We start from the raw sequence: 21,465 nt of genomic DNA on the forward strand, positions 1-21,465 counted from the left end.
CAACATTGGAGGCACAAATATGGGCAAGGTAGTGGTTGTCACATCCGGCAAAGGGGGTGTCGGCAAGACGACCTCGACGGCCGCTCTCGGCGCCGCGGTCGCGAAAACCGGCAAGCGGGTGGCTCTCGTCGATTTCGACGTCGGCCTGCGCAACCTCGATCTGATCATGGGTGCCGAGCGGCGCGTTGTTTTCGATATCGTCAACGTCATTCAGGGAACCGCCAAGCTTTCGCAGGCGCTGATCCGTGACAAGCGACTCGAAACGCTGTTCCTGCTGCCGGCCTCGCAAACGCGCGACAAGGATGCTCTCACCGAGGAAGGCGTCGCCGATGTCATCGACAAGCTGCGATCGGTTTTCGACTACGTCTTCTGCGACAGCCCAGCCGGCATAGAGCGGGGCGCGCAACTTGCCATGCGCTTTGCCGACGAGGCGGTAATCGTCACCAACCCGGAAGTGAGCTCGGTCCGCGATTCCGATCGCATCATCGGCCTGCTCGACTCTAGAACGATGAAAGCCGAGCAAGGTGAATCGATTGTCAAACACGTCCTCGTCACGCGCTACGATGCTGCGCGCGCTGCCCGCGGCGAGATGCTGAGCATCGATGACGTGCTCGAGATCCTGTCGACGCCCTTGCTGGGAATAATTCCCGAGAGCCAGGACGTGCTGCGCGCATCCAATGTGGGCGCGCCGGTTACGCTCAGCGAAAACACTAACCCCGCCGCACGCGCCTATATCGACGCGGCAAGAAGACTCGAGGGCGAGGACCTGCCGGTCATTCTGCCTTTCGAGCGGAGGGGCCTCCTCGACCGGCTGTTGGGAAGGAGGGCAGCATGAACCTGCTCGATATCTTCAAGCGCCGCGGCAGCGCGCCGGTGGCGCGCGAGCGCTTGCAACTGCTGTTGGCTTACGAGCGTCGAAGCCGCAACCAGCCCGATCTCGTCTCGGTGTTGCGCGAGGAGATCATGGCGGTGATCGCCCGGCATGTTCAGGTCGACCAGGATTTCCTGCAGGTGAGCATGGATCACGGCGAAACGACGTCGAGATTGGAGATCGACATCCAGATCCCCAACAAGGTCGCAATGCCCATGGCCGCGGCGTTCTAACCGAATCCTCCGGCCAGGGCTTGCGTCGGCTGCTGCCGAGGTTGCGGCGCCGTGGTTGGCGTGTTTGACCCGGTCGCCACCGGCAAGTCGCGCAATTCGAGGACAATAATCACTGCCTCACCAAAAACCCGCGGCCGTTTCCAGCCGCGGGGGGCCTTGGGAGGGGCCTTTCGAAACCCGTGATCAAATGTTGGCGAGCAATTCGTTGACGCGGCTTTCCATGTCGGCAAGGGCGGTGTCGACGTCCTTCTGGCCACTGATTGCTGCACTCATCTCTTCGCCGATAATGTCCTGGATCGCAAACTGACGCTGTATGGCGGACGGCAGCGGCCTGCCGAGATCGGCGACCGCAGAGATCGTGTTGCGATGCGGCAGGGCCTTGAAGGCGTCCGAGGTGATGACGGCCTTATAGGCCGGCAGGTGACCGGTGCGTGACCATTCGAAGTCGTTGTCGGCGAAGAACTTCAGGAATTTACCGATGGCCGCGATCTGTTCAGGCGTGCGGTCTTTCTGCGAAACGGCCCAGGTGTGGCCGTCGGCATATTGCGCATGGGCGCCGCCAAACAGCTGCGGATACGGATAGACCGCATAGCCGCCCTTGTTGAGCGCCGTACCCTTGGTCTCGGACTGGGCGTTGTAATCGCCGACCACCCAGGTGCCGTTAAGGTGGACGCCACCCTCGCCGGCAAGGAAGGCGTTTATCGAGCCGCCATAATCGAGATCCTTGGTGGTGTAGCCCTTCTCGAAGATCGCCTTGTACATCTCGACGACCTTCTTGGCTTCCGGCGTATTCAACTTCACGTGCTTCGGATCGGCAAAGAAATCGGAATCCTGCTGGAAAAGATAGGTGTAGAGGTTGCGTGTGTAGAGTGCAGTCTCATTGGTCAGGTTCTGAACGAAATAAGGCTTGCCCGTCTTCTGCTTGAACTGTTCGGCCTGGGCGAGCAGTTCCTCGGGCGACTTTGGAAAAATCGGCGTGCCGTCGGCATTGACGAGGCCGGCTTGTTTGAAAAGATCCATGTTGACGTGATAGAGCATCGTCCAGCTGTCGATCGGCAGGCCATAGACCTTGCCGTCTTTGGTGGCGCCATTGCGTGCCGCGTCGGTGAAGGCGTCGGGTGTCACGCCGACCGACTTCAAGAGATCGTCGAGCGGCATCAACAGGCCCTTCGACTGATAATCCGACAGTACGGATTCATGGATCGTGACGATGTCCGGAGCGTCGCCTGAAGCGAACTGCGCGGTCAGCTGATCATAGCCGGGCCATTCCACGGTGGTGACGTTGACATGGACATCGGGATTGTCGGCGTTGAACTTGTTGATTAGCGAGGTGATGATGCCGCATTCGCCAACGGCCTTGGTGGCATCGGTGTTGGTGCCGAAATCGGCATCGCAGGCGCCGAAAAAGCGCTGCACGCTCAGCTCCGTGGCCGCGAAGCTTGGACTTGCGAGCATCATTGCGCCCGCAGAGACTGCGGCAAACAGTATTTTCTTCAGTTTCATATCAGTTCCTCCTACTGAGTTTCCGCCGCTCCACCCTGGATTGGCTTTCGTGCTTCAATTGCTGCGCATTCCCCGGCCGTCAGGCAATCTTCGTTATCTCACCGCAGCGCCGGAGACCGCCGTGACGATGTATTTCTGGAAGAACAGGTAGACGATCAGGATCGGTGCACCGGCGAACACCGCCTGCGCCATCAGGAAGCCGATGCCTTCGGACTGGGCGAAGTTGGTCTGGGTCGAGGCCATGCCGACCGTCAGCGTGAACATGTCCTTCTTCGTCGCCGAAATCAGCGGCCAGAAGTAGTCGTTCCACGCGCCGAGAAAGGTGAAGATGCCGAGCGTCGCCTGCGCAGGCAGCGTGAGCGGCAGAAGCACCTTCCAGAAAATCCTGAGCCGGCTGGCGTTATCGAGCATGGCGGCTTCGTCCAGCTCCTTCGGGATGGCCTTGAAATACTGGGTCATCAGGAAGACGCCGAACGGAGCTGAAAGGCCCGGCAGGATGAGCCCTTGATAGGTGTTGTGGAACTTCAGCATGCTGAAGATCTGGTGACGGGCGACAAGCACGGCCTGTTCCGGGACCGCCAGGCCGAACAGCACGATCACGAACAGCACGTCTCGGCCGGGGAAATTCAGCCGTGCAAAGCCGTAGCCGGCGAGCGATGACAGGATCAACGTGCCGAGCGTCAATCCGCCCGAGACGATGATGCTGTTGCGCACCCAGATGAACACCGACGAGGTGCCGACGGTGTTGATGTAGTTCTTCAGCGTATAGGGTGCGTGAAACACCGAGTTCGGATCGGCCATCAGCTCCGTATTGTCCTTGAGTGATAGACCGACGACCCACAGAACCGGCGCGATCATGACGATCGAAAGCAGGATGACCAGGGCCAATAACAAATGGTCGCCAAATGCCCGGCCCTTGATGGAAGCTGCTGGGGCGCTCATGCCTGGTCTCCCCTGCTGCGTGTCACCAGGTACTGGGCCATGGCCGCGACCAGGATGAGGATGAACAGGATTTCCGATGCAGCGGCGCCCAGGCCGAGATCCCAGCGACGGAATGCGGTATCGTAGATGTAGAGCACGATCGGCTTGGTCAGATTGTTCGGACCGCCGCGCGTCATCAGCCAGGCCTGGCCGAACAGCTGGAATTGCAGCACGATCTGGATGATGATCACCAGGATGAAGGTCCGCTTGATCGACGGCAGCGTGATCGACCGCAGCGTCTGCCAGCGATTGGCATTGTCCAGCGCTGCCGCCTCGTAAATGTCCTGCGGGATCTGCTGGAGTGCTGAGAGAAAGAGCATCATCGGCAGGCCGATGCACCACCAGATGGTGGCAATGGCGATGCCGGCCATCGCCAGGCTGGGATCGGAAATGAAGGCCGGAGCCGTTGCGCCGAACCATCCGTAAATCGTCGACAACAGCCCGACATTCGGAATGAAGACGATGCGCCAGATCAGCGTGACGATGGTGACCGATAGCACCGACGAGGAAAAGAACAGCGTCCGCAAAACCGCGGCAGCGCGCGTGCGGCGGTTGAGGCAAAGCGCCAGGAAAAGGCCGATCAGCGCCAGCGTCGGCACCGTCAGAAGCACGAAATAGAAGGTGTTCCAGATCGATTGCAGGAAGACCTTGTCGTGATACAGCCTGGCGTAATTGCCGAGACCGACAAAATTTCCGGACGAGAACGTGTCGGCCTTGTGGAAACTCAGCCACATCCCCCAGAGCAGCGGGAAGAGCAGCAGCGTGGTGAAGAAGAACAAGAATGGCGCAACGAAAATGACGTTTCGCCATTGCGGCGAATAGATGTCGGCGGTAGGGGCTCTGACGCCGACAGCAGGTGTCGCGGTTGGGGACATCGCCAGCCGGTCAGCCATCTCAGGCCTCCCTCGCATGCCAGGCGCGGCCGGTCTCGTTGAACAGATGCGATTTCTGGCCGTCAAAGGCGAGCCCGATTCTGTCGCCGACGGCGACGCGGCTGTTGCCGGCATCCGAGCCGACGATCTGCTGGCCATCGCCCAGCCGCGCGTAGATCAGGGTGCGTTCGCCGAGCCGCTCGAGCACATCGACCACGCCGCCGGCATTGCCCTGTCCGGCGGCAACGATGCGCACGTCTTCAGAACGGATGCCGAAAGTGTACTTGCCATCGGTCAGTTGGCTGGAGGCGATCTCGGTCTGGACCGAGACGCCGTCCGCAAACCTGGCCGTGGCGTTCTCGCCGGATCTGTCAAGCGTCGCATCGACGAAGTTCATCGCCGGCGCGCCGACAAAACCCGCGACGAATTTGGTCGCCGGGCGTTCGTAGATCTCCATCGGGGTACCGATTTGGTCGATCTTGCGATTGTTCATGACGACGATGCGGTCGGCCAGCGTCATTGCCTCGACCTGGTCATGGGTGACGAAGATCATCGTCGATTGCAGCCGCTGGTGAAGCTGGGCAAGCTCGATGCGGGTGCGGGTGCGCAACGCCGCATCGAGATTGGAAAGCGGCTCGTCGAACAGAAAGGCCTTCGGCTCCTTGACGATCGCACGGCCGATGGCGACGCGCTGGCGCTGACCGCCGGAGAGCTGGCCCGGCTTGCGATCGAGCAGATGCGGCATTTCGAGGATGCGGGCGGCTTCGTTGATGCGCGCCTCGATGACCTTGCCTGGAACACCGATATTCGCAAGCCCGAAGGCCATGTTGTCGCGCACCGTCATGTGCGGATAAAGCGCATAGGACTGGAACACCATGGCAATGCCGCGCTTGCCCGGTGGCAGATGATCGATGCGCTCGTTGTTGATGGCAATCTCGCCGCTATCGACAGCTTCGAGCCCGGCAATCATTCGAAGAAGCGTCGATTTTCCGCAGCCGGACGGGCCCAGAAACACGATGAATTCGCGTGCCCTTATGGAGAGCGACAGATGATCCAGCACCGTCATGGCACCGAACTGCTTGCTCACGTTCCTGATCTCGATATCGGCCGTCACGTCGACGCTCCTCCTCAGCGTTTGCGCTTTCTCGATGATCCGCCTGAACTCAGAGCCTCAGGCGTATGACCTGGTAGGAATAGGCCGGCAGTGACAGGCTCAGCTTGCCGCTGGCGAGCGAGGCGTCCTGACCCTTCCTGGGGCCGACATTGCCAGGGTTTTCGGCCGAATTGACGGCTTTCAGATCGGCGTGTGCCATCACCTGGTGATCGACGATCTCCGCCGCGCCGAAGCCGGTGAGGTCGACCACTGTTTCGATTGCCTCGCTCGAATGGCGGTTGACTGCGAAGAAGGTGACGTGGCCGGTTTGCCTGTCGTGCACGCCGGCAACATCGACATAGGCGACGTCGCCCGCAACGCTGGATTTGTAGGTCGGGCTTTCCACCTTGAGATCCAGCGCATTGCCGCGACCATAGTTAGAAGCAAACAGATAGGGATAAAAAATCGTCTGCCGCCATGCCGGGCCATTCGGAACGGTCATGATCGGCGCGATGACATTGACCAGTTGTGCCAGGCAGGCGATCTTGACGACATCGGAACGGCGGATGAAGGTGTTGAGGATCAGGCCGACCTGCAGCACATCCTCGAAATTATAGATGTCTTCGAGCAACGGCGGGGCGAACGGCCAGCCGTTGCTGCCGCCGAGTATCTTCCTGTCCTGGTCCTTGGAATGGTACCAGACGTTCCATTCGTCGAACGAGATGTAGACCTGCTTGTTGGAGCGCTTCTTGGCCTTGATATACTCGATGACGCCGGCGACCGAGACAATGTAGTCGTCGAGCTTTTCGCTCATGGCGAGATAGTTCGGAGCGTCGTTGGCTTCGTTGTCGAAATACATGTGCAGCGAGATGTAGTCGACCTCGTTGTAGGTATGGTCGAGAACCGTCGCTTCCCATTCAGGGTAGGTCGGCATCTTGGCATTCGAAGAGCCGCAGACCACCAGCTCGAGTGACTTGGAGAAGGCGCGCATGGCCTTGGCCGTCTCATGCGCCAGCCGACCATACTCGTCCGCGGTCTTGTGGCCGATCTGCCAGGGGCCATCCATTTCATTGCCGAGGCACCAGAGCTTGACGTCGAACGGCTCCTTGCGGCCGTTGGCGATGCGCTTGTCGCTCCATTTGCTGCCGCCGGGATGGTTGGCGTACTCCAGCAGGTTGCGGGCTTCATCGAGGCCGCGCGAGCCGAGATTGACGGCAAGCATCATCTCGGTGTTGGCGGAGGTGCACCAATCGGCAAATTCATGCAGGCCGACTTCGTTGCTTTCCGACGTGTGCCACGCGAGGTCGAGGCGCACTGGACGCTGTTCCTTGGGGCCAATGCCGTCTTCCCAATTGTAGGCCGAGACGAAATTGCCGCCGGGGTAGCGGACGATCGGAACATTGAGTTCCCTGACGAGATCGATGACGTCCTGACGCATGCCGTTGGCATCCGCTGTCGGATGGCCGGGCTCATAGATGCCAGTGTAAACTGCCCGCCCCAGATGCTCGATGAAGGATCCGTAGAGCCTCGGATCGATTTCCGAGACAACATAGTGCGGATGAGCCGTAACGGCTGCCTTCATGCATTCCTCCCATCGATATCACAAACGATGATTTAAATCATCTTGCCCGATATCAAAGAGGAATTGGCAGCCCTTCGTCAAGCCAAAATAGCCAAATGTAGGACAATTAGACGAACGCTTTGGAACAGCAGAAAGCCAGATAGTTGAAATTGCTGCGTTATCTTCAGAACCCGGTTTCATGATATCAACCAGTTTTGATCCTGAGCAGGATGTCCTGATCGTAATTTCCAAAGCCCTTGCCGAAAATATTGATCCCGCCGGGGCGCTTGGCGTCGTCCTTGACGCCGATACGGACGCGGATTGAATGATGGCTCTTCAGATCGAGTGCGGCGAGCCCGGTTTCGGACATCCTGAGGCCGTCGACATAGGTGCCGTCATTGGCAATTCGCCAGTTCTTCAGCTTACCGTATTGCGAGCCCTTGAGCTTCCACCAGGAGGGCGTGAAGACGCCGCGCTTGTCGCCGAAATCCCCCGGCGACGTCCAGGTGCCGACATCGACGCCATTGATCGTCAGCGTGATGTCCGAGGGCCAATCGGCGCTGGTGCCCGGCACTTCCGAAGACAGTTCTATCGCAACTTCGAGTCCGGTGATCTCGGCATTGGCGAGCTTGGCATTGTTGGGGAACTGGTATTCGACAAAACCGCGCGTGAACCATAGCAGACCGGCTTTCATGCGGTCCGGATCGAGGAAAGTGTTCGGCACATCGAGTAGACCGATGATGCCGTCCGGCGAACAAAGGCCGCAGGGCGCGGTAACCTCGAAGCCGGTATAAAGCCCGATCGGCATCGACACTTCGATCGCGTCGTTCTTGACCGCACGATATTCGCTCTTGAACACGACGAGCACTTCTTCCGCCGTCGGATAACAGATTTTCTGACTGCCTTTCTTCGCTTTCAGGTTCTCGGTGCGGATCAGCCCCGCATCCTCCAGCACCTGGATGTTAGTCGAGACGGTCGACTGCGGAAGCGACAGCACGGCGGCGATTTCGTTGACATTCATCGGCCCCTTCTCATGCAGCAGTTTCAGCATCGAGACCCGCGCCGAGGAGGCAAGCCCCTTGAGCACGGCAATGCCTTCCTCAGGTTCAATCACCAGAAAATTGCGACTCATGAAATTGCCCGGCCCATGTAAAATCCATATCCGAAATTACCCTGTATATCGGGATATCTGATTTAATCAATGTGCAGGCGGAACGTCGGGCAATTTGTTGAATCCGGCAGGGCGAGGGTCGCGCGGGGGCCCTGCACAGAATTTGTGCAGGAGCCATATGCAGAGTGGACACCTGAACGCCGATCGCCCAATCTAGTCCGGAGCCGAGCCCGGTGATGGCGGCTTGCACATAAAGCGGTTGGACGGGTCGTGACCAAAGGGTGGAAATTATACGATCAGCGACTGGCCTGGGTCCTCGTCGCGCCTGTGCTTTTACTGCTTACCCTGCTTCTGCTGCTGCCGATCGCGATGATGACGGTCTACACGTTTTTCACCTTCGTCACCGCGGGGGTGGAGTCGGCGGTGCTGACCTTCGACAACTGGAAGGAATTCCTCACCGACAGCTACTATCACGGTTTTCTTTGGAAGACCGTTCGCGTCGGCGCCATCACCGCTGTGATCTGCGCGATCCTTGGCTATTTCCCCGCCTATTTCATCTGGGCCACGACCTTCAGGCACAAATGGCTGTTGTTGCTGCTGCTCATTGTGCCGTTCTGGATCAGCTTCACCATCCGGACATTCTCGTGGATCCATATTCTCGGCGAACAGGGGCTGATCAACGTCGTGCTCATCGGGCTGGGGATTATCAACGAGCCGTTGCCGATGCTCTACACCGAGGGCGCCGTCATCATGGGGCTGCTGCATTTTCTGCTGCCCTATATGATCCTGAACGTCTATGTCAGCCTGGAAAGCATCGACCGCACGCTGATCGCCGCCGCCCGCTCGATGGGCTGTACCAGCGCGCAGGCGTTTCGCGAAGTGACCCTGCCGCTATCGATGCCGGGGCTGGGCGCCGGGCTGCTGCTCTGCTTCGTGCTGGCGGCCGGCTCATATGTGACGCCGCAGCTGCTCGGTGGCAGCCGCGATGCGCTGTTCGGCAACTTGATCTACGACACCATCATGGGGCAGCTCAATTGGCCGATGGGCGCCACGCTTTCCATCGTCCTGTTCGTCCTGCTCGGCGCGGCCGCGGCCGCCTATAGCCGCTATATGGGCCTATCGCAGATCATGAAGGGCCTCAGTGCATGAGAGCGGATCATCCCGATCGCGAAGGCAGATGGGCGTGGCGGCTGACCGGCGCGATCACGGTGTGCGTCTACGTCTTCATGTTTGCGCCGATCCTCGCCACGGTCGTGCTTTCCTTCAACGCCTCGATGTTCGGCGGCTTTCCCCTCACCGGCTTCAGCCTGCGATGGTACGAAAAGCTGCTCACCAACGAGCCGGTTCTCGACGCCTTCCGGACATCGATGTGGATTGCCCTGGTGACGGCAACGGTGACGACGCTGCTCGGCATCATGGCGGCATTGGCGCTGGTGCGCTTCGAGTTCCGTGGCAAGCAGGCGATCAACACGCTTGTCATTCTTCCCGCGCTGGTCCCCGAAACGATACTCGGCGTCGGCCTGCTGGTCATGATCAAAGCCGTCGACCAGCCGCGCAGCATGACGCTGCTGGTGCTCGGCCACATTCTGCTCACGCTCCCCTACGTGGTGCTGATCGTCCAGGCGCGCATGGTCGGCATAAAACGTTCCTATGAGGAGGCGGCGCTGTCGCTCGGGGCGCCGCGTGTCTCGACGTTCCGCGAAATCACGCTGCCGCTGCTCATTCCCGCAGTGCTTGCCAGTGTTCTGCTCGCTTTCACCATTTCGTTCGACAACACCTCGGCCAGCCTGTTCTGGCGGCCGGCGGGCGTCGAGACCATGCCGACGCAAATCCTTTCGATGCTGAAGATCTCGATCAGCCCCGAGGTGAACGCGCTCGGAACCGTCATGATCCTTTTGACGATCGGCATTCCCTTGGCTGGCGGGCTCATCCTGCAAAGCCTCACCTGGTTCAAGGCAAGCAAGTGAAGATGAAAATGGGAGAATGGAAATGAAACTGACAACCGCCAAACGACTGGAACGGCTCAACGAACGCTATGCCAATGGCGACATCAGCCGGCGATCATTCCTGACGCTGACGGCCGCCGCTGCCGCCGCCACCGGGCTTTCCATGCCTTGGATGGGACGGGCGCTGGCCGCGGTTTCGGAAGTGCGCTTCGACGGATGGGGCGGCGTGGTGCAGGAGGCGATCGATAAGTACGCGTTCCAGCCTTATACCGCCAAGTCCAAGGTCAAGGTCGTCCAGGGCACCTTTGGCGACGAGAACGAGATCATCACCAAGATCAAGACGTCGAAACCAGGCGACTTCCAGATCGTCCATTCTTCCGGCGTCAACTACTACATCAAATACGTCAATGGCGGTTTCAATTCGGAGATCAACGAGGCAAACATTCCGAACATGGCGAATGTCCTGACCGCCATGATCGAGCCGTTCCGCAAGATCACGCCGAAGCTGTCGGCAGTGCCATATGATTACGGCACCACCGGCATCGCCTACAACAACAAGGTCATCTCGCCGGAGGAAGCCAAGGAAAAGGGCGCCAACCTGCTTACCGACACGAAATATGCCGGCAAGATCGGCGGCTATGCCGATATGACGACGCGCGTCTGGTATGCGGCACTGCAGACGAAACAGGACCCCAACAACATCCAGGACATGGATGCGGTCTGGGCCAAGGTTCGCGAGACCCGCGACCTGGCCAAGAAGTTCTGGAGTTCCGGCGCGGAACTCATGGACCTCCTGTCGCGAAACGAGATCGTTGTCACCGACGCCTGGTCAGGACGTGTCGCCGCCCTGCAGCAGCAGGGCCAGCCGATCGGCTATCTCGACCCTGCCGGCTCATACGCGTGGATGGAGGACATGCTGGTCCTCAAGGGTTCGCCGATGGCCGAATGCGAGGAACTGATCAACTTCATGCTGGATCCTGCCACCTCGATCGCCGTCGCCGAGGGCCAGAACTATCCGCCATCGCTTGACCCCACCAAGGTGAAGCTGACCGACAAGATCGCGGCGCTTCCGGCCTTCGACCCGACTGGATCGATGAAATCGCTGACCTTCGCCGATCCGCTCTACTGGGCGAAGAACGAAGACGCCTGGACCAAGCAATGGGACAGGGTGTCGAAAGGTGCATGACGACAACAGCCACGACCAGCAGCCCCGGCCGGCTTCGGCCGGGGCTGATGGCGACCCGCTCGCCCAGAGCGAGCGGCAGCCGATAGGAAAGCCTGCGGTCGAGTTTCGCGACATCGATATTTTCTACGGCAAGTTCGCCGCTGTGCGCGATTTTTCACTGGCAATCCGCAAAGGTAGTTTCGTCACCTTGCTGGGGCCGTCCGGGTGCGGCAAAACGACGATCCTGCGCTCGATCGCGGGCCTGGTCGACATCTCCAGTGGCCAGATCTCGATCGGCGGAAAGCGGGTCGACGACATCCCGATCTATAAGCGCAACATTGGTCTGGTGTTCCAGAACTACGCGCTCTTTCCGCACAAGAACGTCTTCGACAACGTCGCATTCGGCCTGAAATACCGAAACGTGCCGAAACCGGAAATCGTGCGCCGGGTCAAGAAGGCGCTGGATATGGTGCGGCTGCCCGGCAGTGAGACAAAGCTGCCGTCACAGCTCTCGGGCGGCCAGCAGCAACGCATCGCACTGGCCCGCGCCATCGTCTTCGAGCCGGAAGTGCTGCTGCTGGACGAGCCCTTGTCGGCGCTCGACGCCAATATGCGCGAGGACATGCGCGTCGAGATCAAGAAAATCCAGAGGGAGACGGGCATCACTGCTATCTTCGTGACGCACGACCAGGAAGAAGCCTTGTCGATGTCCGACCACATCGTCGTGATGAACGCCGGCCTGATCGAGCAGATCGGCTCCCCCGCGCAGGTCTATGACCAGCCGGCCACCGCATTCGTCGCCAATTTCCTGGGCAAGGCCAACATGCTGCCCGGCAGCGTGACCGTGATGGACGGCAAGATGGCGACGATCGCGCTGGCCACCGGCCATATCGTAAAGGCGGCCGCGCCGAAGGCGCTCGAGACCGGCAGCGTGGTCACCGTCGTCGTTCGCCCGCAGAAGCTTACCGTCGGTACCGCCGGTGCTGCCAACAGGCTGGCGGGACGGATCGCCTCGACCTCCTATCTCGGCGGCAATGCGGTCTACGAGATCGACATCGGCGCCGGCACGCTGGTGCGCGCCAACACGTTGATCGACGGCCAGCCGCTGCGTGAAGGCGAAGCGGTCGATGTCTGCTTCGACCCGCTGGGCTGCGTGCTTCTCGACGCGCAAGGCTTACGCATCGCCTAGCGAGGCGGAACTGAGCCGTTCAGTCTTTCGCGTCACCCTTTGGCCCGAGAAACCGCGCATAGACCTCACCGACAATACCGCGCCGGAAAACCAGCACGCAGACCATGAAGGTCAGGCCGGTGGCGATGGTCACCGGAAAGTTCGAGGTGGCGAGCATGTTTTCCAGGCCGACGACCAGACTGGCGCCGATGATCGGCCCGGCCATGGTGCCGATGCCGCCGAGGAGCGTCATCAGGATCACCTCGCCCGACATCTGCCAGGTGACGTCGGTGAGCGTGGCAAACTGAAAAACGATCGCCTTGAGCGCGCCGGCCAGCCCGGCCAATGTTGCCGACATGACGAAAGCCGCCAGCTTGTAGTTGGCGACGGAATAGCCCAGCGAAATGGCCCGGCTCTCGTTTTCCCGGATAGAACGCAGGATCATGCCGAAAGGCGAGTTGATGATGCGCCAGATGGCGAACACGCCGATCAGGAAGACCGCCAGCACGAAATAATAGATGTTCATCGAGACGTTCAGGTCGAGCATTCCAAGCAGCCTGCCGCGCGGCACGCCCTGGATGCCGTCCTCACCTCCGGTGAACGGCGCCTGCACGCAGAAGAAGAAGAACATCTGCGACAGCGCCAGCGTGATCATGGCGAAATAGATGCCTTGCCGGCGGATGGCAAAGAAGCCCATCACAAGGCCGAGCAGCGCGGCACCTAGGACACCGAGCAGGATGCCCGCTTCCGGTGGCCAGCCCCAGACCTTGACCGCGTATGCGGTGAAATAGGCCGCCCCGCCGAAGAATGTCGCATGGCCGAAGGACAACAGCCCGGTGTAGCCGAGCAGAAGGTTGAACGCGCAGGCAAACAGCGCAAAGCACAGCATCTTCATCAGGAAGATCGGATAGACGAAGAAAGGCGCCACCAGCAGCGCCAGGATGCCGAGCCCGACCAGCGCCCATTCAAGCCGTGCCGAATTCTTGGCACGCGTCTCGCGAAGTGTCAGTTCGGCCATCTCAGGCATCCCTTCCGAACAGGCCGGCTGGCCGGACCAGAAGCACGATTGCCATGATGACGAAGACCACCAGATTGGAGGCTTCGGGATAGAAGACCTTGGTCAGGCCTTCGGCGAGGCCAAGCATGTAACCGGTGACGATCGCCCCAAGGATCGATCCCATGCCGCCGACCACGACGACGGCGAAGACGACGATGATGAGGTCAGATCCCATCAGCGGGCTCACCTGATAGATCGGCGCGGCGAGAACCCCTGCAAGTCCGGCAAGAGCGGCGCCGAGGCCGTAGGTGAGGGTCAGCAGCAACGGCACGTTGACGCCGAAAGCCTGCACCAGGCCGGGGTTCTCCGTCGCCGCGCGCAGATAGGAGCCCAGCCTGGTCTTCTCGATCAGCGCCCAGGTGCCGAAACAGACGATCATCGAGGCGACCACCACCCAGCCGCGATAATTGGGCAGGAACATGAAGCCGAGATTGGTTCCCCCGGAGAGCAGCGGCGGCACGGAATAAGGACTTCCCGATACGCCATAGTAGTAACGGAACACCCCTTCGAGCACGAGCGCGAGGCCAAAGGTGAAAAGCAGCCCGTAAAGCGGGTCGATGTCGTAAAGCCTCGACAGCGCCAGGCGCTCGACCACGACGCCGAAGCCGCCGACGATCAGCGGCGACAGGATCAGAGCCGGCCAGTAGCCGATGCCGAAGCGGGTGAGAAGCAGGTACCCGACGAAGGCGCCGAGCATATAGAGCGCGCCGTGGGCAAAATTGATGACGCGCAACAGGCCGAATATGACAGCCAGGCCCAGGCTCAACATTGCGTAGAACGAGCCGTTGATGAGGCCGACCAGCAATTGGCCGAGGAATGCCTGAACGGGTATCCCGAAGATCATCGTCATGGCGCCATCATACACCCAGCACTTCATGCAGCAGCGTCATGCGATCCGGCAGTTCGCCGACCGGAAAGCCCGCCACGACCTTGCCGTGCTCCATCAGGTAGAAACGGTCGGTGACGCGGCTGGCAAAGCGGAAATTCTGCTCGACCAGCAGGATCGTCATGCCGCGCTTTTTCATCGTCGCCAGCAGATCGCCGATGCGCTGCACAATGACCGGAGCCAGGCCCTCGGTCGGCTCATCGAGAAGCAGCATTTTCACGCCGGTTCTGAGCATGCGCGCGATCGCCAGCATCTGCTGCTCGCCGCCCGACAGCTTGGTGCCCGGGCTGTTGCGGCGCTCCTTCAGATTGGGGAAAAGATCGAATATTTCCTGCACGCTCATGCCGCCCTCGGCGACGATCGGCGGCAGAACCAGATTCTCGTCCACGGTCAGCGTCGCAAAGATGCCGCGTTCCTCTGGCACCAGGCCGATGCCTTGATGCGCGGTCCGGTGCAATGGCAGGCGCATCAGATCCTTGCCGTCGAAAAAAATCTGGCCGGTCCGCTGGCGGATCAGCCCGATAATGGCGCGCAATGTCGTAGTCTTGCCGACGCCGTTGCGGCCCAGCAACGTCACAGTTTCACCTGGAAAGACCTCAAGATCGACGCCGTGCAGCGCATGGCTCTCGCCATACCAGGCGTTGAGGCCGCGGACTGCGAGAAGCGGCGCGGCGTCACTCATCGGCGGTGCCCATATAGGCGATCCTCACCCGCTCGTCGCGGCTGACCGTGGAGTAGTCGCCGGCGGCAAGGATTTCGCCGCGCTGCATGACGGTTATCCAGTCGCAAAGATCGGCTACAACAGTCAGATTGTGCTCGACCATCAGCACCGCACGCTCCCTGGCGACCGAGCGGATGATGTCGGAAACCGTGCGCACATCCTCATGCCCCATGCCGGCCATCGGCTCGTCGAGCAGCAGCACTTTCGGGTCGAGCGCCAGCGTCGTGGCGATCTCGAGCACGCGTTTCCTGCCATAGGAGAGATCGGCGGCGGGCCTGTTCTTGGCATCGTCGAGGCCGACAGACCGTAAAAGCTCCTCGGCGCGCGGCGTCAACCGATCGAGCACAGACAGCGAGCGCCAGAACTGAACGCTGAGTCCGGCCCGTCGCTGCAATGCAACGCGCACATTGTCGAGCACGCTGAGATGCGGAAACACCGCCGAGATCTGGAACGAGCGCACCAGGCCCATCCGCGCGACCTTGGCCGGCGAGGTGCGGGTGATGTCGTGGCCGAGCAGTTCGATCCTGCCGCTGGTCGGCGGCAGGAACTTGGTGAGCAGGTTGAAGACGGTGGTCTTGCCAGCGCCGTTGGGTCCGATCAGCGCGTGGATATTGCCGTGGTAGAGGTCGAGATCGACATTCCTGACCGCAACAAAGCCGGCGAAGTCACGCCGCAAACCGCGGGCGGAAAGCACTACCCGCGGCCCATCCGGTCCAGGCGGCGCCATCGGTCCGCCAATCACTCGCCTGCCGTGGGACAGCCGCTCTCCTTGGGGCTCAGAAACGCCTCGTTACCGGGGATCGTGGCGAGCGGTTTGTAATAGTCCCACTCCTTGGTGCTCTCGCTCGGCGACTTGACCTGATAAAGATACATGTCGTGAACCATGTTGCCGTCGGCCTGCACTTTGCCGTTCGCCGTAAAGACATCGTTCACCGGCATCGCATGCAATTCCTTGGCGACCGCCTCGGTTCCATCGGTGCCGGCTTTGTCGATCGCCTTCAAATACTGGGTCACCGCTGAATAGGTGGCGGCCTGGATCATATTCGGCATGCGGTTGGTGCGCTTGAAGAAGCGCTGGGCGAACTCGCGACTCTTGTCGTCGCGATCCCAGTAGAAACCTTCGGTCAGCACCACGCCTTGCGCCGCCTCGAGACCGAGCCCATGCACCTCGGCCAGCGTGAACAGAAGTGCTGCAAGCCGCTGACCGCCCTGCACGATACCGAATTCGGCCGCTTGCTTGATCGAGTTGGAGGTGTCGAGGCCGGCATTCGCCAGGCCGATAACCTTGGCGCCCGACGATTGCGCCTGCAGCAGGAAGGATGAATAGTCGGTCGAGCCGAGCGGGTAACGCACCTCGCCAACCACCTTGCCGCCATGGCTCTCGACGAACTTTGCGGTCTGCTCCTTCAGCGAATAGCCGAATGCATAATCGACTGTGACGAAGAACCAGCTGTCGCCGCCTTGCTGGACGAGAGCGCCACCAGTCCCCACTGCCTGCGAATGCGTGTCGTAGGCCCAGTGGAAGCCATAGGGCGAGCACTGTTTACCGGTGAGTTCGGTGGTCGCGGCGCCGGTGACGATGTCAATTTTCTTCTTCTCCTTGGAAATTCCCTGGACGGCGAGCGCCACCGAGGAGGTGGTCAGTTCCATGATGGAATCGACCTGTTCGGTGTCATACCACTGCCGCGCAATGTTGGAGGCGATGTCCGGCTTGTTCTGGTGGTCGGCGCTGACGATCTCGATCGGCGAGCCTTGTACCTTGCCGCCGAAATCCTCGACCGCCATCTTGGCGGCCTCAACCGACCACTTGCCGCCGAAATCGGCATAGACGCCCGACTGGTCGTTGAGAATGCCGATCTTGATCTTGCCGTCGGAAATCTCGGCGGCTGCGGCAGGCATCGCGGTCGCTGCAAGAAGCGCGGCTGAGACCAGGTACGATATCTTCATTGGTGACTTCCTCCCTTATGGTCGACAACCGAGCAACATGTCGGCGGCAGCCTGCTGCAGCACGAAGAGTGGCCTCCCACATTCCGTCCTCGCCGGCGCAAAATCACGCAGCGCTGTACGGCCGCCGTCCTTCAAATCGTAGCATCGCTCGGCAACGCGAGAACAGTTACTTTAGTATTAGGCATCTGCGATGCCCGGCCGCCGAAGCGCAACATAGCGCCGGATCGTGCGGCGTCCAGATCGGCCTCTATTCTCGCCGAAGCAATGATTACGGCTGACGGTCCGGATATCGTTGAACGAGAATTCCCCTAGTCAACCGTCGGCTGGATGATGGCACGCGACCAGGCGGCCCTCGCCAATGCTTTGGAGAAGCGGGCGCTCGCTGCGGCAGATCGGGGTGGCAGCTGGGCAACGGGTGTGGAACCGGCACCCCGAGGGTGGGTTCATCGGGCTGGGCAGATCACCCTTGAGCACCAGCCGGCCGCGCCGCGCCCGGTCAATGCTGGGTATCGGCACGGCGGAACGCAGCGCCGCGGTGTAATGGTGTCTGGGCGCCGCAAAGACCTCGTCGGTCGGCCCGCTCTCCACGATCGACCCCAGATACATCACCGCCACACGGCTCGAGATTTGACGCACCACGGAAAGATCGTGGGCGATGAACACATAGGTCAGGTTGAACTCCTCGCGCAGGTCGGCGAGCAGATTGACGATCTGCGCCTGGATCGACACGTCGAGCGCCGAGACCGGCTCATCGGCCACGATCAGCCGTGGCCGCAGCGCCAGCGCGCGGGCGATGCCGATACGCTGGCGCTGGCCGCCGGAGAATTCGTGCGGGTAGCGCGATGCGTGCTGGGGCGACAAGTCGACCCGGCGCAGGAGCTCGGCCACGCGGTCCGCCATTTCCGATGCCGAGAGGCGTTCATGGATGCGGAACGGATCGGCCAGCAGATCGCCGACCCGCCGGCGCGGATTGAGCGAAGCGCTGGGATCCTGAAAGACCATCTGCATCTGCCGCCGCAACGGACGAAGCTGGCGCTGGGAGGCGTCGCTGATGTCGCGGCCCTCGAATTCCAGCGACCCCGAGCTGATTTCGGTCAGACGCACCAGACACCGGCCAAGCGTGGATTTGCCGCAACCGGACTCGCCGACGATGCCGAGGGTCTCCCCGGGCCAGATGTCGAGCGACACCCTATCAACCGCATGCACGGTCCGGCGCTGCGCCGGGAAGATCGAGCGGCCGACGCTATAGCGCTTCGACAGGTCGCCGGCACGAAGCAGCGGACGTTCGAGTGGCCTGGCATTCATCGTTGCATCTCCACCACGCCGCCAGGCCTCTGGGCAGCGAATTGTCTGCGCGTAGGCTCCGGCAACAGGCACGCGGCGCGATGGCTCTCGCCTTGCATGATCGGCAGTTGAACCAGACAGGCGTCGTGGCGAAAGGCGCAGCGGGGGCTGAAGGCGCAGCCTTTCGGCAGGTTGGAGAGCGACGGCGGAATTCCCGGAATGGCAGCGAGCCGGGCTGGACGTGGTCCCTCCATCGGCGGGATCGAGCCGAACAAGCCCCATGTGTAGGGATGCAGCGGCGCCCGGAACACGCTGCTCTTGCCGCCCTCCTCGACAAAGCGTCCGCCATACATAACCAGTACCCGGTCCGCGACTTCGGCGACGACGCCAAGATCATGCGTGACCAGGATCACAGCGGAACCGAACTGGTCGCGCAATCGTCCGATCAGTTCGAGGATCTGCGCCTGCACGGTAACATCGAGGGCTGTAGTCGGTTCATCCGCGACGAGCAGCGCCGGGTTGCACGAGAGCGCCATGGCAATCACCGCGCGCTGGCGCATACCGCCGGAAAGCTGGTGCGGGTAGCTGTCGATGACCCGATCCGGATTTGCGATGCCGACCGCATCCAGCAATTGCACGGCCCTCGCCCGTGCCGCTTTCGCCGACACCTTTTCATGCGCGCGGACCTGCTCGCCGATCTGGTTGCCGATCGTATGCACCGGGGTGAGCGCAGACATCGGATCCTGGAAGATCATCGCGATTTGGCGGCCGCGGATGGCATCGAGCGCACGCCGCTTGAGCCCGATCAGCTCCTGTCCCATGAAACGGATGGAACCGGAGACGATAGCGTTGGGGCTGTCGATCAACCCCATAATGGCGAGCAAGGTCTGGCTTTTGCCCGAACCGGATTCGCCGACCACACCGACGATCTCGCGCTGCTCGACGGAGAACGAAACACCTCCCACCGCCCGCACCAGGCCTTCGTCGCTGCGGAAGGAGACAGTGAGGTCCTTGACCACCAGAAGGGGAGCATCAGCCGACATTGCGCGCCCTCGGGTCGATTATGACGAAGACGACGTCGACGACGAAGTTTGCCATCACCACGAAGAAGGCGGCGTAAATCACCGTGGCCAGGATCATCGGCAGATCGAGGGTCTGCAGCGCCTCATACGTCAGTTTTCCGACACCCTGCAATCCGAAGACCACTTCGGTCAACAGCGCGCCGCCGCCGACCAAGGCACCGAAATCGAGGCCGAACATGGTGACGAATGCGACCAAAGAGGTCCTGAGGCCATGATGCAGCAGCACCCGGCGTTCGCCGATCCCCTTGGCCCGGGCGGTGCGGATGAAATCCTCCTGCATCATTTCGATCAGGCTTGCCCGCAGCACCCGGCCGTAGAGGCCGACATAAAGGGTTGCCAGCGTGAACCACGGAATGACGAGCGCCTTGAACCAGCCCCAGGGATTCTCGGTCAGGGGGATGTAGCCGAGCGGAGGAACCCAGGAAAACAGCCAGTTGTCGTGCCAGCGGCTTTGCGTCAGCAGGTTGGCGACCTCGCCCAGCCAGAAGACCGGGATCGACACACCTACCAGGCTCAGGATCATCAGCGCGCGATCAATGAATGTACCGCGCGTTGCGCCTGCGATCACACCGACGATCAATCCGCCGAGCACCCACAGCACTGCCGCGCCGCCGACCAGCGACAGCGTCACGGGAATGGCGCTTATCACGGTCGGAATGACGCGCTGCCCGCGATTGACGAAGGAGGTGAGATCGCGGCTGACGAAAAGCCGGTTCATCATCAGCCCATATTGCACCGGCAATGGCCGGTCGAGACCGAAATCGTGGCGCACCTGGATCAGCGTCTCTTGCGAAGCATTGCGGCCAGCAATGCGCGCCGATGGATCAGCGCCAGGCGTCGCAAAGAAGATCAGGAAAGCGACGACGCTGATACCGAACATAACCAGCACCATCTGGCCAAGCCGGAAGCCGAGCGCGGCAACCACTAGACGCCCCTCGGCGAGGATTTCGGATCGAGCGCGTCGCGCACGCCGTCGCCCAGAATGTTTAGAGCCAGCACCGTGATCACAATGGCTAGCCCCGGCGCCAGTGCCACGACCGGCCGCGAATAGAGCAGGCCCTGGCCGTCCTGGATGATCGTGCCCCAGCTGGCATCCGGCGGCTGCACGCCGATCGACAGGAACGACAGCGAGGATTCCGTCATCATGTTGAGCGCCAGGATCAACGGCACGAAAACGATGATGCGGGTCACCACATTGGGCATGATGTCGCGCAAAAGGATGCGCCAGGGCGATGCGCCAAGGCCGATCGCAGCGGTGACGAATTCGGCATGCATTAAGGTCAGGACATGGCCGCGGATCGGCCGCGCCACATAGGGCACATAGACGATGCCGATGATGAAGACCGGTAGCCACAGGCTGCCGGAGCGGATTTCGAACGGACCGATCTGGATACTCTGCGCAATCAGCACGATCGACAATGAAATTGCCAACAGGAAAATCGGAAAAGCCCAGAGCACGTCGAGAATGCGCGACAGGCCGATGTCGACGATGCCGCCGAAGAAGCCGGAAACGACCCCAAGGAATGTCGCGAGGACAAGGCACAGCACGGCTGCAGCACCCGAGATCAACAGCGAATCCCGTCCGCCGTAAAGCAGCCGCGCCGCGACGTCACGGCCCTGGTTGTCGGCACCCAGCATATAGGGTCCGATGCGCCAGGTCGGCCCGACCGGCGTCATGCCGAGGCCAAGGCCTTCGGTGGAGGGCTGCAGCACCGGCTGGGTCACCCCATCGACGACGATCTCGCCATTGAGATTGGTCACAAATGGATCGGTGCCGGAGACGTACCGCGCATAAAGCGGCGCCGCGAGCGAGGCGATCACGATGACGACGAGCACGGCGAAGGCAGATATTGCCGAACGATCGCCTTTCAGCTTGCGCCATGCGGTGCGCCACGGGCCATCGGTGGCCCGGCGAACCGGGATGGCAGGCTGGTCCGCAATGACATTGACCATGAACAGGATTGCCTGGGAAAAATCGCGGCCT

Annotated in this window: 22 protein-coding genes; 6 read left to right on the forward strand and 16 right to left on the reverse strand. The window is 61.1% G+C overall.

All coding sequences use genetic code 11. The annotated features are described in order from the left end of the window. Positions 1–19 precede the first annotated feature (19 nt). Positions 20–835: a septum site-determining protein MinD gene (gene minD / locus NKJ81_RS21930; protein ID WP_023677152.1), complete on the forward strand. Its 816-nt coding sequence runs from the start codon at positions 20–22 to the stop codon at positions 833–835. Beyond that, complete coding sequence (minE, locus tag NKJ81_RS21935; RefSeq protein WP_023677151.1) at positions 832–1,104, forward strand: cell division topological specificity factor MinE; 273 nt, start codon at positions 832–834, stop codon at positions 1,102–1,104. The genes minD and minE overlap by 4 nt, the downstream gene beginning before the upstream one ends. A 183-nt stretch (positions 1,105–1,287) precedes the next feature. Here the strand turns inward: minE and NKJ81_RS21940 are convergent, their stop codons facing one another. The 7 genes from NKJ81_RS21940 to NKJ81_RS21970 all read right to left on the reverse strand — a co-directional run bounded on the left by NKJ81_RS21940 (position 1,288) and on the right by NKJ81_RS21970 (position 8,246). Beyond that, positions 1,288–2,607 carry an ABC transporter substrate-binding protein gene (locus NKJ81_RS21940; RefSeq protein ID WP_352541702.1) on the reverse strand — a complete coding sequence of 440 codons (1,320 nt, stop codon included), beginning with the start codon at positions 2,605–2,607 and terminating at the stop codon, positions 1,288–1,290. 93 nt (positions 2,608–2,700) lie between these two features. Next, positions 2,701–3,549 (reverse strand): carbohydrate ABC transporter permease, encoded by an 849-nt coding sequence (locus NKJ81_RS21945; RefSeq protein WP_352541703.1) that lies wholly within the window; start codon positions 3,547–3,549, stop codon positions 2,701–2,703. Continuing rightward, positions 3,546–4,463, reverse strand: coding sequence for a carbohydrate ABC transporter permease (locus NKJ81_RS21950; RefSeq protein ID WP_502904311.1), 918 nt, complete (start codon positions 4,461–4,463; stop codon positions 3,546–3,548). The genes NKJ81_RS21945 and NKJ81_RS21950 overlap by 4 nt, the downstream gene beginning before the upstream one ends. Positions 4,464–4,482: 19 nt before the next feature. Further along, the gene (locus tag NKJ81_RS21955; protein ID WP_352449658.1) at positions 4,483–5,574 is read right to left on the reverse strand and encodes an ABC transporter ATP-binding protein; all 1,092 of its coding nucleotides are present in this window, start codon (positions 5,572–5,574) and stop codon (positions 4,483–4,485) included. A gap of 49 nt (positions 5,575–5,623) precedes the next feature. Beyond that, complete coding sequence (gene arfA / locus NKJ81_RS21960) at positions 5,624–7,135, reverse strand: arabinosylfuranosidase ArfA (protein WP_352541705.1); 1,512 nt, start codon at positions 7,133–7,135, stop codon at positions 5,624–5,626. An 18-nt stretch (positions 7,136–7,153) separates the two neighbouring features. Beyond that, positions 7,154–7,315: a hypothetical protein gene (locus NKJ81_RS21965; RefSeq protein WP_352541706.1), complete on the reverse strand. Its 162-nt coding sequence runs from the start codon at positions 7,313–7,315 to the stop codon at positions 7,154–7,156. 4 nt (positions 7,316–7,319) lie between these two features. After that, positions 7,320–8,246, reverse strand: a complete 927-nt coding sequence (locus NKJ81_RS21970; RefSeq protein ID WP_352541707.1) for an ArsR/SmtB family transcription factor — start codon at positions 8,244–8,246, stop codon at positions 7,320–7,322. A 249-nt stretch (positions 8,247–8,495) separates the two neighbouring features. Between NKJ81_RS21970 and NKJ81_RS21975 the strand changes: the two genes are divergently transcribed. The 4 genes from NKJ81_RS21975 to NKJ81_RS21990 are packed head-to-tail and all read left to right on the forward strand — an operon-like array spanning position 8,496 to position 12,525. Next, on the forward strand, positions 8,496–9,374 hold the full coding sequence (locus NKJ81_RS21975) for an ABC transporter permease (RefSeq protein ID WP_352501364.1): 879 nt from the start codon (positions 8,496–8,498) through the stop codon (positions 9,372–9,374). Continuing rightward, positions 9,371–10,192, forward strand: a complete 822-nt coding sequence (locus NKJ81_RS21980) for an ABC transporter permease (protein WP_352541708.1) — start codon at positions 9,371–9,373, stop codon at positions 10,190–10,192. The genes NKJ81_RS21975 and NKJ81_RS21980 overlap by 4 nt, the downstream gene beginning before the upstream one ends. A 22-nt stretch (positions 10,193–10,214) precedes the next feature. Beyond that, entirely contained in the window at positions 10,215–11,357 is a 1,143-nt protein-coding gene (locus tag NKJ81_RS21985; protein ID WP_352541709.1) for an extracellular solute-binding protein, read from the forward strand. Next, positions 11,350–12,525, forward strand: coding sequence for an ABC transporter ATP-binding protein (locus NKJ81_RS21990; protein ID WP_352472489.1), 1,176 nt, complete (start codon positions 11,350–11,352; stop codon positions 12,523–12,525). The genes NKJ81_RS21985 and NKJ81_RS21990 overlap by 8 nt, the downstream gene beginning before the upstream one ends. A gap of 19 nt (positions 12,526–12,544) precedes the next feature. Here the strand turns inward: NKJ81_RS21990 and NKJ81_RS21995 are convergent, their stop codons facing one another. From NKJ81_RS21995 to NKJ81_RS22035, 9 genes are all read right to left on the reverse strand, one after another. Continuing rightward, positions 12,545–13,522 carry a branched-chain amino acid ABC transporter permease gene (locus NKJ81_RS21995; RefSeq protein ID WP_352501368.1) on the reverse strand — a complete coding sequence of 326 codons (978 nt, stop codon included), beginning with the start codon at positions 13,520–13,522 and terminating at the stop codon, positions 12,545–12,547. Position 13,523: 1 nt separating this feature from the next. Then, positions 13,524–14,411 carry a branched-chain amino acid ABC transporter permease gene (locus tag NKJ81_RS22000; RefSeq protein ID WP_352501369.1) on the reverse strand — a complete coding sequence of 296 codons (888 nt, stop codon included), beginning with the start codon at positions 14,409–14,411 and terminating at the stop codon, positions 13,524–13,526. A 7-nt stretch (positions 14,412–14,418) separates the two neighbouring features. Then, positions 14,419–15,129, reverse strand: a complete 711-nt coding sequence (locus tag NKJ81_RS22005) for an ABC transporter ATP-binding protein (RefSeq protein ID WP_352541710.1) — start codon at positions 15,127–15,129, stop codon at positions 14,419–14,421. Beyond that, positions 15,122–15,895: an ABC transporter ATP-binding protein gene (locus tag NKJ81_RS22010; protein WP_352541711.1), complete on the reverse strand. Its 774-nt coding sequence runs from the start codon at positions 15,893–15,895 to the stop codon at positions 15,122–15,124. The genes NKJ81_RS22005 and NKJ81_RS22010 overlap by 8 nt, the downstream gene beginning before the upstream one ends. 11 nt (positions 15,896–15,906) lie before the next feature. Continuing rightward, the gene (locus tag NKJ81_RS22015; RefSeq protein ID WP_352541712.1) at positions 15,907–17,115 is read right to left on the reverse strand and encodes an ABC transporter substrate-binding protein; all 1,209 of its coding nucleotides are present in this window, start codon (positions 17,113–17,115) and stop codon (positions 15,907–15,909) included. Positions 17,116–17,427: 312 nt separating this feature from the next. Next, positions 17,428–18,420: an ABC transporter ATP-binding protein gene (locus NKJ81_RS22020; RefSeq protein WP_352541713.1), complete on the reverse strand. Its 993-nt coding sequence runs from the start codon at positions 18,418–18,420 to the stop codon at positions 17,428–17,430. Next, positions 18,417–19,442, reverse strand: coding sequence for an ABC transporter ATP-binding protein (locus NKJ81_RS22025; RefSeq protein WP_352472482.1), 1,026 nt, complete (start codon positions 19,440–19,442; stop codon positions 18,417–18,419). The genes NKJ81_RS22020 and NKJ81_RS22025 overlap by 4 nt, the downstream gene beginning before the upstream one ends. After that, positions 19,432–20,406, reverse strand: coding sequence for an ABC transporter permease (locus NKJ81_RS22030; protein WP_352541714.1), 975 nt, complete (start codon positions 20,404–20,406; stop codon positions 19,432–19,434). The genes NKJ81_RS22025 and NKJ81_RS22030 overlap by 11 nt, the downstream gene beginning before the upstream one ends. Next, positions 20,406–21,434, reverse strand: a complete 1,029-nt coding sequence (locus NKJ81_RS22035) for an ABC transporter permease (protein WP_352449667.1) — start codon at positions 21,432–21,434, stop codon at positions 20,406–20,408. Before NKJ81_RS22035 ends, NKJ81_RS22030 begins: the two co-directional genes overlap by 1 nt. Positions 21,435–21,465 lie beyond the last annotated feature (31 nt).

This window comes from Mesorhizobium sp. M0018, assembly GCF_040323955.1.
Classification (GTDB): domain Bacteria; phylum Pseudomonadota; class Alphaproteobacteria; order Rhizobiales; family Rhizobiaceae; genus Mesorhizobium.